The organism is Pantoea vagans (genome assembly GCF_001506165.1).
Taxonomy (GTDB): domain Bacteria; phylum Pseudomonadota; class Gammaproteobacteria; order Enterobacterales; family Enterobacteriaceae; genus Pantoea; species Pantoea vagans_C.
Map to the genome: position 1 here is coordinate 1,601,680 of NZ_CP011427.1, position 13,912 is coordinate 1,615,591.

The 13,912-nt window shown below is 54.2% G+C and carries 13 protein-coding genes; 8 read left to right on the plus strand and 5 right to left on the minus strand.

All coding sequences use genetic code 11. The features are described from left to right. Positions 1-26 precede the first annotated feature (26 nt). From LK04_RS07405 to ruvB, 4 genes are all read left to right on the plus strand, one after another. Entirely contained in the window at positions 27-770 is a 744-nt protein-coding gene (locus tag LK04_RS07405; RefSeq protein WP_034828649.1) for a YebC/PmpR family DNA-binding transcriptional regulator, read from the plus strand. A gap of 37 nt (positions 771-807) precedes the next feature. Continuing rightward, entirely contained in the window at positions 808-1,335 is a 528-nt protein-coding gene (gene ruvC, locus LK04_RS07410; protein WP_039335309.1) for a crossover junction endodeoxyribonuclease RuvC, read from the plus strand. Positions 1,336-1,541: 206 nt separating this feature from the next. Further along, the gene (gene ruvA / locus LK04_RS07415; RefSeq protein WP_039335313.1) at positions 1,542-2,156 is read left to right on the plus strand and encodes a Holliday junction branch migration protein RuvA; all 615 of its coding nucleotides are present in this window, start codon (positions 1,542-1,544) and stop codon (positions 2,154-2,156) included. An 8-nt stretch (positions 2,157-2,164) separates the two neighbouring features. Continuing rightward, the gene (gene ruvB / locus LK04_RS07420; RefSeq protein WP_039335316.1) at positions 2,165-3,169 is read left to right on the plus strand and encodes a Holliday junction branch migration DNA helicase RuvB; all 1,005 of its coding nucleotides are present in this window, start codon (positions 2,165-2,167) and stop codon (positions 3,167-3,169) included. 45 nt (positions 3,170-3,214) lie between these two features. Here the strand turns inward: ruvB and znuB are convergent, their stop codons facing one another. Together znuB and znuC are read right to left on the minus strand one after the other, a co-directional pair. Then, a complete protein-coding gene (gene znuB, locus LK04_RS07425) occupies positions 3,215-4,000 on the minus strand; it encodes a zinc ABC transporter permease subunit ZnuB (RefSeq protein ID WP_039335318.1) in 786 nt (261 codons plus the stop codon). Then, entirely contained in the window at positions 4,000-4,752 is a 753-nt protein-coding gene (gene znuC / locus LK04_RS07430) for a zinc ABC transporter ATP-binding protein ZnuC (RefSeq protein ID WP_039335321.1), read from the minus strand. Before znuC ends, znuB begins: the two co-directional genes overlap by 1 nt. A gap of 77 nt (positions 4,753-4,829) precedes the next feature. On the opposite strand from znuC, the gene znuA reads away from it, so the two are divergent. From znuA to lpxM, 3 genes are all read left to right on the plus strand, one after another. Continuing rightward, entirely contained in the window at positions 4,830-5,801 is a 972-nt protein-coding gene (gene znuA, locus LK04_RS07435) for a zinc ABC transporter substrate-binding protein ZnuA (protein ID WP_039335323.1), read from the plus strand. A gap of 14 nt (positions 5,802-5,815) precedes the next feature. Then, positions 5,816-7,144 carry a murein DD-endopeptidase MepM gene (gene mepM, locus LK04_RS07440; RefSeq protein WP_039335325.1) on the plus strand — a complete coding sequence of 443 codons (1,329 nt, stop codon included), beginning with the start codon at positions 5,816-5,818 and terminating at the stop codon, positions 7,142-7,144. A 127-nt stretch (positions 7,145-7,271) separates the two neighbouring features. Continuing rightward, a complete protein-coding gene (lpxM, locus tag LK04_RS07445) occupies positions 7,272-8,246 on the plus strand; it encodes a lauroyl-Kdo(2)-lipid IV(A) myristoyltransferase (RefSeq protein ID WP_039335326.1) in 975 nt (324 codons plus the stop codon). A gap of 74 nt (positions 8,247-8,320) precedes the next feature. On the opposite strand, the gene LK04_RS07450 is transcribed toward lpxM, so the two are convergent. The 3 genes from LK04_RS07450 to LK04_RS07460 all read right to left on the minus strand — a co-directional run bounded on the left by LK04_RS07450 (position 8,321) and on the right by LK04_RS07460 (position 12,056). Beyond that, positions 8,321-9,556 carry an MFS transporter gene (locus LK04_RS07450; protein ID WP_039335328.1) on the minus strand — a complete coding sequence of 412 codons (1,236 nt, stop codon included), beginning with the start codon at positions 9,554-9,556 and terminating at the stop codon, positions 8,321-8,323. A gap of 94 nt (positions 9,557-9,650) precedes the next feature. Continuing rightward, positions 9,651-11,093 (minus strand): pyruvate kinase, encoded by a 1,443-nt coding sequence (pyk, locus tag LK04_RS07455; protein WP_039335330.1) that lies wholly within the window; start codon positions 11,091-11,093, stop codon positions 9,651-9,653. A 111-nt stretch (positions 11,094-11,204) separates the two neighbouring features. Next, entirely contained in the window at positions 11,205-12,056 is an 852-nt protein-coding gene (locus LK04_RS07460; protein ID WP_039335491.1) for a MurR/RpiR family transcriptional regulator, read from the minus strand. Positions 12,057-12,420: 364 nt separating this feature from the next. Here LK04_RS07460 and zwf point away from each other — a divergent pair, with 364 nt between their 5' ends. After that, a complete protein-coding gene (zwf, locus tag LK04_RS07465) occupies positions 12,421-13,896 on the plus strand; it encodes a glucose-6-phosphate dehydrogenase (protein ID WP_039335333.1) in 1,476 nt (491 codons plus the stop codon). Positions 13,897-13,912 lie beyond the last annotated feature (16 nt).

A 13,912-nucleotide genomic window follows, 5' to 3' on the forward strand; every position in this document is an offset into this window, starting at 1 on the left:
TGTTAAAGATCGGAGAAACAGTAAAGATGGCTGGACACAGTAAGTGGGCGAACACCAAGCACCGCAAGGCGGCGCAGGATGCTAAGCGCGGCAAAATCTTCACCAAAATCATTCGTGAACTGGTGACCGCAGCGAAACTGGGCGGCGGCGATGCCGGCTCTAACCCGCGTCTGCGCGCAGCAATGGACAAAGCCCTGTCCAACAACATGACGCGTGACACCATGAACCGTGCGATTGCACGCGGTGTGGGCGGTGAAGATGATTCCAACATGGAAACCATCATCTATGAAGGTTACGGTCCTGGCGGCTCAGCCGTGATGATTGAGTGCCTGAGTGACAACCGTAACCGTACCGTGGGTGAAGTACGCCACGCGTTCACCAAAACCGGCGGAAATCTCGGTACCGATGGTTCTGTTTCTTACCTGTTCAGCAAAAAGGGTGTGATCTCTTTTGCGCCGGGTCAGGATGAAGATGCAGTGATGGAAGCGGCATTAGAAGCCGGTGCAGAAGACGTGGTCAGCTACGACGATGGCGCAATTGATGTCTTTACGGCCTGGGAAGAGCTGGGTGCCGTGCGTGATGCACTGGAAGCCGGTGGCCTGAAAGCCGATACCGCAGAAGTCTCAATGATTCCTTCGACCAAAGCAGAAATGGATGCCGAAACTGCACCGAAACTGCTGCGTCTGATCGACATGCTGGAAGATTGCGACGATGTGCAGGAAGTTTACCACAACGGTGAAATTTCTGATGAGGTTGCGGAAACGCTGTAATGGCGTTATCCACTAACCTAACGGCCGGAGGCGCGTAGTGGCGATCATTCTCGGGATTGACCCCGGTTCGCGCGTCACCGGTTACGGTGTGATTCGTCAGGTGGGCCGCCAGCTCAGTTATCTGGGCAGCGGCTGCATCCGTACCAATGTCACCGACCTGCCATCTCGCCTCAAGCTCATTTACGCCGGGGTGAGTGAAATCATCACCCAATTCTCACCGGATTATTTCGCCATTGAGCAAGTCTTCATGGCGAAGAATGCCGACTCCGCGTTGAAGCTGGGGCAGGCACGTGGTGCTGCCATTGTCGCCGCTGTGAACCTCGATCTGCCGGTTTTTGAATATGCCGCAAGGCAAGTCAAGCAAACGGTCACCGGTACCGGCGGCGCGGAAAAAAGTCAGGTGCAGCATATGGTGCGTACTTTGCTGAAACTCCCTGCTAATCCGCAAGCGGATGCCGCTGATGCGTTGGCCATCGCGATTACCCATTGCCATCTCAGTCAGAATGCGTCGCGGTTGAGTGATACAAAACTGGTGATGACGCGCGGTCGATTACGGTCGGGTTGATAAAGGCGACAGAGATGAAGGCTGGATATTGATCCAGCCTTTTTTATGTTATAAATACCCGTCATGTTGCACTGACTGATGCGTTGTCTGCCCTCGTTCATCCGAATCGCTTAACACAGTAAGCAAGTCGGGGTTCTCTCGGTTGCCGCGGTTCTGTCAGGGTAAATATTTAGGGTATGAATCGACTTATATAAGGAACTGCTCAGGTGATTGGTCGTTTACGAGGCAACATTCTGGAAAAACAGCCGCCGCTGGTGTTAATTGAGGCGCACGGTGTCGGTTATGAAGTACATATGCCAATGACCTGCTTCTATGAGCTGCCGGACATCAACCAGGAAGCGATTATCTTCACCCAGTTTGTGGTGCGAGAAGATGCGCAACTGCTGTTTGGTTTCAACAATAAGCAGGAGCGTGCGTTGTTCCGCGAGCTGGTCAAGGTCAATGGCGTAGGGCCAAAACTGGCGCTGGCTATCCTGTCCGGGATGTCCGCACAGCAGTTTGTCACCGCCGTTGAGCGTGAAGAGATTGCATCACTGATCAAGCTGCCGGGCGTAGGCAAGAAAACCGCCGAGCGCCTGGTGGTTGAGATGAAAGATCGCTTTAAAGGCATGCACGGCGATCTGTTCGGCAGTGACTCAACCTTTACGTTGACCACCCCATCCGAAGCGCCACAGAGCAATGATGCGGAAGCTGAAGCAGTTGCAGCACTGGTGGCACTGGGCTATAAACCGCAGGAAGCCAGCCGCATGGTCAGTAAAGTGGGCAAACCTGATGCGGACTGTGAAACCCTGATTCGTGAAGCCCTGCGCGCAGCTATTTGAGGTAATGCATGATTGAAGCCGATCGCCTGGTTTCGGGTGTCCCTTTAAACGAAGAAGAGAGTCTCGACCGCGCCATTCGCCCTAAACTGCTGGCGGAATACGTCGGTCAGCCGCAGGTGCGTGAGCAGATGGAGATTTTCATCCAGGCGGCGAAACTGCGTGGGGATGCCCTTGATCATCTGTTGATTTTTGGCCCACCTGGGCTGGGTAAAACCACGCTGGCAAACATTGTCGCCAACGAGATGGGGGTTAACCTGCGCACCACCTCTGGGCCGGTGTTAGAGAAAGCGGGCGATCTGGCGGCCATGCTGACCAACCTTGAGCCGCACGACGTACTGTTTATCGATGAGATTCACCGTCTGTCGCCAGTGGTGGAAGAGGTGCTATACCCGGCGATGGAAGATTATCAGCTGGATATCATGATCGGTGAAGGTCCAGCGGCGCGCTCAATCAAACTCGATCTGCCGCCGTTTACCTTGATTGGCGCGACCACGCGTGCTGGTTCCCTCACTTCGCCACTGCGTGACCGCTTCGGCATTGTGCAGCGTCTTGAGTTCTATAACGTGCCAGATCTGCAACACATCGTCAGCCGTAGCGCGGCCTGCCTGGGCCTGTCGTTAAGTGAAGAAGGGGCACTGGAAGTGGCGCGTCGTGCGCGTGGCACACCACGTATTGCAAACCGTCTGTTGCGGCGTGTACGTGACTATGCGGAAGTGCGCGCCAACGGCAACATGAGTGGGGAAGTCTCCGCGAGTGCGCTCGATATGCTGAATGTCGATAATCAGGGCTTTGATTACATGGACCGCAAACTGCTGCTGGCCATTATCGATAAATTCTCCGGTGGACCGGTGGGACTGGACAACCTGGCGGCGGCGATTGGTGAAGAGCGGGAAACCATTGAGGATGTCATTGAACCCTTCCTGATTCAGCAGGGTTTCATTCAGCGCACACCGCGCGGCCGTCTGGCCACGCAGCATGCTTACAAGCATTTTGGTATCAGTCGCGAAGAGTAATTCGCGTCAGGCTGGTTTTACAGGTGCGCATCACTGCGCACCTCGCTATGCCGCCGGTTTTTTTGCCATGCTCAGGATGAACAGCACGGCGGCACACAGCACCACTGACGGGCCTGCAGGCGTGTCATAGGTGGCGGAGAAGGTTAATCCTCCCGTCACCGCCAAAATGCCAGTCAGCACCGCAAAGCCAGCCATCTGCTCGGGTGAACGTGAAAAACGGCGCGCGGTAGCGGCGGGAATAATCAGTAGTGAGGTGATGATCAGCGCACCGACAAATTTCATCGCCACACCAATGGTCAACGCTGTTACCAGCATCAGCATCAAGCGCGTACGTTGAATATTCACACCATCAACCTGCGCCAGCTCCGGGCTGATGGTCATGGATAACAGCGAACGCCACTGCCATGCCATCACCGCTAACACAATCGCTACGCCGCCACCCATCATCCACAAATCATCGGGTGTGACTGCCAGCAAATCGCCAAACAGATACGCCATCAAATCGACGCGCACGCCTTGCATCAGGCTGACCACCACCAAGCCCAGCGATAGCGCACTGTGTGCCATGATGCCCAGCAGGGTGTCAATTGCCAGATGCGGACGACGCTCCAGCCATACCAGACCCAAAGCCAGGCAAACGGTCACCAGAATGACGGCATAATAGGGATTCACATTCAGCAGCAGGCCAAAAGCCACACCCAGCAGTGAGGCATGTGCCAGGGTATCGCCGAAATAGGACATGCGACGCCAGACCACGAATGAGCCTAACGGGCCCGCCGCCAGCGCCAGCAAAACACCACCGAGCCAGCCGGGTAATAACAGTTCAATCATCAGGAACCCTTCCCTTTGCGCAGAACAATACGTCCCTGTAAATCATGACGGTGATTGTGGTTATGGCGATAGATAGCCAACTGCTGTGCGCCGCGTGGGCCGAACATGGCAATAAACTCGGGATGCTGCGACACCGCTTCTGGCGTGCCGGAACAGCAGATGTGATGGTTGAGGCACAACACTTCATCCGTTTTCGCCATCACCAGGTGCAGGTCATGTGAGACCATCAGCACGCCGCAGTTGAGTTCACCACGAAGCTGATCGATTAAATCGTAGAGCGCAACCTGACCGTTGACGTCAACGCCCTGTGTGGGCTCATCCAACACCAGGAGTTGCGGCTGGTTGAGCAGGGCACGGGCCAGCAACACGCGCTGTGTTTCACCACCAGAAAGCTTTTGCAGGGGGGCCTGCAACAGATGACCCGCCTGAACGCGTTTTAATGCAGGAAGAATGGCATCACGCTGGCTGCCTCGTGTCAGGCGCATAAAACGCTCAACGGTGATCGGCAGAGTGGGGTCGATATGCAGTTTCTGTGGCACATAGCCGATGCGTAAACCCGGCGTGCGTTTAACTGTACCGCTGGTGGGGGTCAGCAAACCCAGTACCGTGCGCACCAGCGTCGATTTACCTGCGCCATTTGGCCCAAGCAGCGTGAGGATTTTTCCCGGTTCCAGTGACAGGCTAATGCCTGCCAGCACGGGACGCTGAGAGAACTTCACTGAAATGTTTTCAAGTGTAACAAGTGACGACATAGTATTTACGGGTTGCATTGAATTTCGGATGTTATAATATCACATTCCATCTACGGGTCACGATGGAATGACGCATTATGTTACACATTAAGCAGCGCCTTGTTTTTACTCTTCCTGCTGCGGCAATGGTTGCCGCTTTTGCACTGCCAGCACACTCTGCTGTCGTCGCTTCGATTAAACCTCTGGGGTTTATTGCCGCCGCCATTGCGGATGGCGTCACACCGGTTGAAGTGTTGCTGCCAGATGGTGCTTCAGAGCATGATTATGCCTTACGTCCTTCGGATGTAAAACGTATTAAAAACGAGGACTTAGTCGTCTGGGTCGGTCCTGAAATGGAGGCGTTCCTCACCAAGTCTGCGGCTGAGTTACCGGCGGCTAAAAACCTGGAAATTGCCGCGATGCCCGGGGTGAAACCGCTGCTGATCCGGGGGGGTGAAGAGGAGGAAGAACATGAGCATGGTCACGATCATGACCAGGGTGCAGAAAAGTCTGAAGACCAAGACGCGTCTGATGATCATCACCACCACGGGGAGTTTAATATGCACCTGTGGATGTCCCCAGAGATAGCGAGGCAATCTGCGGTTGCAATCCATGGAAAATTATTGGAACTTATGCCGCAAAGCAGAGCCAAACTTGACGCGAACCTGCAGCAATTTGAGGCAGGATTAGCGGATGCTGACAAGCACATTGGCGCGCAGCTTGCCCCGGTTAAGAACAAAGGTTATTTCGTTTTTCACGATGCTTACAGCTACTTTGAAAAACACTACGGTTTGTCCCCCACCGGACATTTTACCGTCAACCCTGAGATCCAACCCGGCGCCCAGCGTTTACATCAAATACGAACACAGTTGGTTGAGCAGAAAGCCGTATGCGTTTTCGCTGAACCACAATTCAGGCCGGCCGTCATCGATGCCGTGTCTCGCGGAACCAACGTGCGTAAAGGCACCCTTGATCCGCTGGGCATGGGAATCAGCTTAACCAAAGACAGCTATGTGAAATTCCTCTCACAGTTGTCGAGCCAGTATGCGAGCTGCCTGAATGGAGCATAGAGGAATAGGTAAAAGTGCAGCAGATAGCCCGCTCTGTCGCCCTCGCATTTAATAATTTGCCGCGTCCCCACCGCGTTATGTTGGGTACATTAACTGTTGTGACATTGGCCGTCGCTGTCTGGCGGCCCTATGTTTATCATCCCCATGACGTTGCGCCCATCGTGAAAGACATCACGCTGGACAAAAACGAACTGCGTACGTTACTGCCTGAATCCAGTGAGCCGATTGATCAAACCACGGCAGAGCCGGAAGAAGACATCCCCGCGGATGACATCGATAAAGATGTGCCGGATAACCCGAATCAACACGATTACACCGTTTCGTCGGGTGATACGTTAAGCAGCGCGCTCAATCAGTATGGTATCGATCTCGGTGATATCAATGCGCTGGTGAGCAGCGACAAAGACTTCCGTAATCTGCGTGTCGGCCAGCAACTGAGCTGGACGCTGGATGCAGATGGACAGCTGCAAGACTTCACCTGGGAAGTGGATCGCCGTGAAACCCGCAGCTATGCGCGTCAGCCGAATGGCAGCTTTAAGATGCAGCAGGAGATGCAAAAGGGTGAATGGCAAAACAGCGTGTTGAAAGGCGAAGTGCGTGGCAGTTTTGGTGCCAGCGCGCAGCGTGCCGGATTAACCAGCGCCGAAACCAGTAACGTCATTAAAGCCATGCAGTGGCAGATGGACTTCCGCAAACTGCGTGCCGGTGATGATTTCAGCGTGCTGATGTCACGTGAAATGCTGGATGGTAAGAGCGCGCAGAGCCAGTTGCTTGGTGTGCGCCTGCGCACTGGCGGCAAAGATTATTACGCTTTCCGCGCGGAAGACGGCAAATTTTACGATCGTAACGGCTCCGGCCTTGCACGTGGCTTTATGCGTTTCCCTACCGTGAAGCAGTATCGCGTCTCATCCAACTTCAACCCACGCCGACTTAACCCGGTGACGGGGCGTATTGCACCACACAAAGGTGTCGATTTTGCTCTGCCAATTGGTACTCCGGTGCTGGCCGTGGGCGACGGTGAAGTGGTGATGGCTAAAAATGGCGGTGCTGCTGGGAACTATGTGGCCATTCGCCATGGTCGTCAGTATATGACCCGTTATATGCACCTGAGCAAAGCGCTGGTGAAGCCTGGTCAGAAAGTGAAACGTGGCGACCGCATTGCGTTGTCGGGTAATACCGGACGCTCTACCGGCCCGCATTTGCACTATGAAGTGTGGATCAACAATCAGGCGGTCAATCCATTGACGGCTAAGCTGCCGCGCATGGAAGGTCTGACCGGTAAAGACCGCAGCAACTACCTGGCAGATGTGAAGACGTATCTTCCGCAGTTAGCGCTGAAATAACGCACCACAGCCGCTAATATTAAAAAAACCGACGAAATATTCGTCGGTTTTTTGCTATCTGACGCAGGATGATTGCAAAATTAACCACCGTCACTATCATTGTCCCGTCATTGTCAGAGGCGAGTGCATGGAAACCCGAAAGAAAAATAACAGTGAGTTTATTCCCGTTTTTCAACGTTCTTTTTTAAAACCGAAATACTGGGGCAACTGGTTGGCGATTGGTGCGCTGGCCGGTATGGCAATGCTGCCTGCCAAAGTGCGCGATCCGATTCTGGGCGGATTAGGTCGATTTGCTGGCAAGCTGGCTAAAAGTGCGCGCCGCCGTGCGCTGATCAATCTCTACTATTGCCTGCCGGAATTGAGTGAAGCGCAGCGCGAAGAGATTGCTGATCGTATGTTTGCCACCGCGCCACAGGCGATGGTGATGATGGCTGAGTTGGGGATGCGCGATCCTGCGCGCGTACGACAACGCGTGGACTGGCACGGACGCGAAATTATTGAACAACTGCAGGCCAACAAAGAAAACGTTATTTTCCTGGTGCCGCACGGCTGGGGCGTAGATATTCCGGCGATGTTGCTGGCATCGGAAGGCCAGATGATGGCGGCGATGTTCCACAACCAGAGCGATCCGCTATTGGATTACGTGTGGAATCGGGTACGTCGTCGCTTTGGTGGCCGCATGCATGCCCGCAATGACGGCATCAAACCTTTTATCGCATCGGTCCGTCAGGGTTATTACGGCTACTATCTGCCGGATCAGGATCACGGCCCAGAGCACAGTGAGTTTGTGGATTTCTTTGCCACGTACAAGGCTACGCTGCCTGCCGTAGGTCGTTTGATGAAAGTGTGCCGCGCACGCGTTGTTCCGTTGTTCCCGGTTTATAACAGCGAGACGCATCGGCTGGAAATCTACGTTCGTCCGCCAATGGATGACTTGCTGGATGCAGATGACAACACGCTGGCGCGTCGAATGAACGAAGAGGTTGAGGTGTTTGTGCGTCCGCACCCGGAGCAGTACACCTGGATTTTGAAATTGCTTAAGACGCGTAAAGAGGGTGATATCGAGCCCTATGCGCGTAAAGACCTGTATCCGCGCAAATAGTTTTTTGCGCAATGAATTGTGCCGCTACGGAATGTGCAATTTTCACGATCCATAGCGGCGAGTTCAATCTCGCATCATTCTACTGCTTCAACGTGACTGCGACGCTTACGTTCACGCAGGAACAACGTCACCAGGCCAAACCACAGCACACCTGCCGCAAAGTTAATCCCACTGAACCACGGGGTGCCGCCACTGAAGTAACCGCTTTTCGCTAACTCAATGCCGATGGCCAGCGTCAGAATGCTGATCATTCCGAGCATGGCGGCAATGCTGCCTTTGCCTTCATTGCTGGAATAAAGCGTCAGGCGATAGAGACCCGCATTGACCATGCCTGCACCGAAAGCATACAGGCTTAATCCGGCGGTGAGCAGCAGATAGGTGTGGCTGTCGAGCAGATTGGCCAGCAAGGCTGTGCTTAACCCAATTAATATCGGCCAGGCGGCGAATTTAACCGGTTGTTCGATAGGCACACGGCCTGCCAGTTTTCCCAGTGTCAGATTGCCAGCGATCATCGCCAGGAACACCGGCAGTTGCAGCAGCGCGTACTCCATACGCGACAAGCCTTCATCGTGCATCAGAATCACCGGTGACAGCGCGACCCAAGTCAGAATCGGGATAAACACCAAACCGATGGCGAAGGATCCGTATACCACCTGACGATCGCGTGCCAGGCGGCCATAGGTGCGCGCCAGATTGGGAAGGGCGATAGAGTGGCTACGGTCGCCAGCGGTTTCCGGCATGATGCGCCACAGCACCACAAAGGCCACCAGGCTACAGATTGCGAACAGCCAGAACATACTGCGCCATTCACCGACCGTCAGCCAGGCTGCTCCAGCCAGCGGACCCGCCAGCGGTGCCAGCAGTGCCACGTTGGCCATCAGCGCCATCATGCGCACCGCCAGTGCTTCTGCAAAAGCCTCCTGCACGGCGGCGTAGCTGACTGCGCCGATAAAGCACAGGCTAATGCCCTGGATAAAGCGCAGCGTGACAAACTGCTCGATGTTGCTGACCCAGGTGGTCAGGATGCAGGCCGCCGCAAAGAACAGAATGCCAAACAGCAGCACCGGACGCCGGCCATATTTATCGGAGAGTGGGCCAAGCAGCCATTGCAGCACCACGCCGCCCATCAGATAGGCTGTCAACGACGTGGAAACCCATTCCGGACCAACGTCAAATTCAGAGGTCACCAGCAACATGCCGGGCTGAATCATGTCGTGGGCGATGTAAGTCGCAAACTCAAACAGCACCAGCGCGAGCGGAAACAGCAGCACGCGTCCGGTCAGTTGCGTAATCGGTTGAAAGCGGGCCATCTGGCCTCCTTGTCAGAGCAAAAATAAAAACGCGACTGCCAGGCAGTCGCGTTTGTCCATGTTGTTACAGCCGCTGTCGGTGGTGCGTGAGCGTTTAGTCTACGCGCAGGACACGGCTGGTATTGGTGGTGCCGGTGGTCGCCATCACGTCGCCCTGGGTGACAATCACCAGGTCGCCAGAAACGAGGAAACCTTTGTCGCGCAACAGGTTCACTGCATCATGCGCGGCGGCAACACCATCGTTGTTGCTGTCGAAATAGACGGGCGTTACACCACGGAACAGCGCCGTCAGATTCAGGGTACGTTCGTGACGTGACATCGCGAAGATCGGCAGTCCAGAAGTGATACGTGAAGTCATCAAGGCGGTACGGCCAGATTCAGTCATGGTGATGATGGCGGAAACCCCTTGCAGGTGGTTTGCGGCATACATGGCAGACATGGCAATCGCTTCTTCCACGTTGTCAAACTGCACTTCCAGGCGGTGCTTGGAGACGTTCACGCTCGGGATCTTTTCCGCGCCGAGGCACACTTTTGCCATCGCTGACACCGTTTCAGCCGGATACTGGCCTGCTGCGGTTTCGGCAGACAGCATCACCGCATCGGTACCATCCAACACGGCGTTAGCCACGTCCATGACTTCCGCACGGGTGGGCATCGGGTTGGTGATCATCGATTCCATCATCTGGGTAGCGGTAATGATGGTACGGTTCAACTGACGGGCACGACGGATCAGCGCTTTCTGGATACCGACCAGTTCTGGGTCGCCAATTTCAACACCCAAATCGCCACGCGCCACCATCACCACGTCAGAGGCGAGGATGATGTCATCCATGGCTTCCTGAGTGGCCACCGCTTCAGCTCGTTCCACTTTGGCTACCAGTTTGGCATCACAACCGGCGTCGCGCGCCAGGCGGCGAGCGTAATTCATATCTTCGCCATTGCGCGGGAAAGAGACGGCCAGGTAATCCACGCCGATTTTCGCGGCAGTGATGATATCCACTTTATCTTTCTCTGTCAGCGCTTCTGCAGAGAGACCGCCGCCGAGTTTGTTAATCCCTTTATTGTTGGAGAGTGGGCCGCCGACGGTGACTTCGGTGAACACTTTGACGCCCTGAACTTCCAACACTTTCAACTGCACGCGGCCATCATCCAGCAACAGGATGTCGCCAGGCACCACGTCTTCTGGCAGGCCTTTATAGTCGATACCGACTTTTTCTTTGTCGCCTTCGCCTTTGCTCAGGTCTGCATCCAGCAGGAAACGATCGCCCACGTTAAGGAAGACTTTGCCTTCTTTGAAGGTTGATACACGAATTTTAGGACCTTGCAGGTCACCCAGAATCGCCACGTGACGGCCAAGTTTAGCGGCAATCTCTCGCACTTTGTTGGCGCGTAGCTGATGGTCTTCAGCCGTACCGTGAGAGAAGTTTAGTCGCACAACGTTAGCGCCCGCCGCGATGATTTTTTCGAGGTTATTGTCGCGATCGGTAGCTGGACCGAGGGTGGTAACGATCTTGGTTCTTCTGAGACGTCTTGACATGAAGGACTCCGTTAACAAAGGTTCGTGCCACTTTCGTAGGACACGGTGTGGTCATCTATTCTATATGATCGATGGGCTGTGATTCGACTCACATTGTGAATGTGATGTTAATTATTTTTCCTGCACGTGTTTTTCCACGCGCGAATCTTTCAGTGCTTCTTTCACTCGTTTCAGATTTTCGCGGAAAACAGCGCCGCGCTGAAGCGTAAATCCTGTCGCCAGAACATCAATCACGGTTAATTGCGCCAGGCGGGAGACCATCGGCAGGTAGATATCCGTATCTTCAGGTACATCAAGCGTCAGGGCGAGGGATGCTTCTGCCGCTAAGGGTGAACCCGGAGAGGTGATAGCCAGAACTGTGGAAGCGTTTACACGCGCCAGGCGAGCCAGTTCTATCATATTTTTGGTGCGGCCAGTATGTGATATGAGAACAAAAACGTCATTTGGTCCACTATTTATGCAACTCATGCGCTGGATCACAATATCCTCTGACCAGATGACCGGCAGATTAAAGCGCAGAAATTTATTGGTCGCATCATGCGCCACCACGGCGGAGGCACCAAGGCCAAAAAAGGCAATTTTATTGGCCTGTGTTAACGCCAGAATGGCTTTATCGATCGCCTGTAAATCCAGCTGTTGTCGTACCTGGCTCAGCCCGGCGAGCGCAGAATCAAAAATCTTGTGGCTATAACTCTCTACGCTGTCATTTTCTTCCACATCGCGGCTGACCCAGCTTGGGCCTTTTGCCAGACTCTGGGCCAGACGTAATTTGAAATCGGGAAAGCCGCGCGTGCCCATGCGGTGACAAAAGCGGTTAACGGTCGGTTCGCTGACCTCGGCAGCCCGCGCCAGCGTGGCAATACTGGAGTGCATTGCCTGTTGCGGAGCGGCAAGGATCTGTTCCGCCACTTTGCGCTCTGATTTGCTCAGCGCCTCAAGTTGCGCCTGTATGTGTTCCAGCATGTCGTTAACCTGATGCTCCTCAATCACTTTCATTAAATGATGAAATCGCTGCCAATTCTCAAGAATATACCGTGTAATACCGGCTCGCACGCAGCAGCGGACAAATGTAAGCGCGATTTTTTTGTCATACTTTGATCGTTGCCGGGTTTTTCCCGACAAACATCGAAACAGAAAAAAAGCCTAAAGCGCACACGACAACACATCTTTGTTCGCCATCATGTTCAAAGTAATGGCTAATGCCACACCGCGTCTGGGTTGTTACGATGCGGGGAAAAAAGTACATTGTGCTGTAAGAAAATTACAATAAGGACCTGGGATGATGAGGACGCTCAAACCGGGTATATCCTGCAACGAGGAGAGGAAAATGGCGGTAACACAAACAGCCCAGGCATGCGATCTGGTTATTTTCGGTGCCAAAGGCGATCTTGCACGCCGGAAACTGTTGCCTTCACTGTATCAGCTGGAGAAAGCGGGTCAGATTCACGACACCACACGCATTATTGGCGTGGGGCGTGCGGAGTGGGACAAAGACGCGTACACCAAAGTGGTACGTGAGGCGCTGGAAACCTTCATGAAAGAGAAGATCGACGAAGCGCTGTGGGACAAACTCAGCAGCCGTCTCGACTTCTGCAACCTCGACGTTAACGACACTTCCCATTTCACCAAACTGGGCAAGATGCTTGACCAGAAAGAGCGTGTCACCATCAACTACTTCGCCATGCCGCCAAGCACCTTCGGCGCGATTTGTGATGGTCTGGGCGCGGCCAAGCTGAATGCCAAACCAGCGCGCGTGGTAATGGAAAAGCCGCTCGGTACCTCACTGGAAACCTCACAAGAGATCAACGACAGCGTCGGTAAGTATTTCGAAGAGAGCCAGGTGTTCCGTATTGACCACTATCTGGGTAAAGAGACGGTTCTGAACCTGCTGGCACTGCGTTTCGCCAACTCTATCTTCGTAAATAACTGGGATAACCGCACCATCGACCACGTGCAGATTACCGTGGCAGAAGAGGTGGGTATCGAAGGCCGTTGGGGTTACTTCGATAAAGCGGGCCAGATGCGCGACATGATTCAGAACCACCTGTTGCAGATCCTGACCATGATCGCCATGTCACCGCCATCCGACCTCAGCGCGGATGCGATCCGTGATGAGAAAGTGAAAGTGTTGCGTTCACTGCGCCGCATCGACCAGACCAACGTGCGTGACAAAACCGTGCGCGGTCAGTACACCGCCGGCTTTGTGCAAGGCAAAAAAGTGCCGGGTTATCTGGAAGAAGAGGGTGCGAACAAGCAGAGCGCCACTGAGAGCTTCGTGGCTATCCGTGTGGATATCGACAACTGGCGTTGGGCGGGCGTGCCGTTCTACCTGCGTACCGGTAAGCGTTTGCCGACCAAATGCTCTGAGGTTGTGGTTTACTTCAAAAACCCAGAGATGAATCTGTTCAAAGACTCCTACGCTGAACTGCCACAGAACAAGCTGACGATTCGTCTGCAGCCGGACGAAGGCGTAGATATCGAGATCCTGAACAAAGTGCCGGGTCTGGATCACAAACACAAACTGCAGACCACCAAGCTGGATCTGAGCTACTCCGAAACCTTCAACCAGTCACATCTGGCGGATGCTTACGAGCGCCTGCTGCTGGAAACCATGCGCGGCATTCAGGCACTGTTTGTGCGCCGTGATGAAGTGGAAGCGGCGTGGGGCTGGGTGGATTCGATCATTGATGCGTGGAACGCCGATGCTGATGCGCCTAAACCTTATCAGGCTGGAACCTGGGGCCCTGTGGCCTCTGTCGCGATGATCACCCGCGATGGTCGTTCCTGGAATGAGTTTGAGTAATCGTTAAAAATGAAGC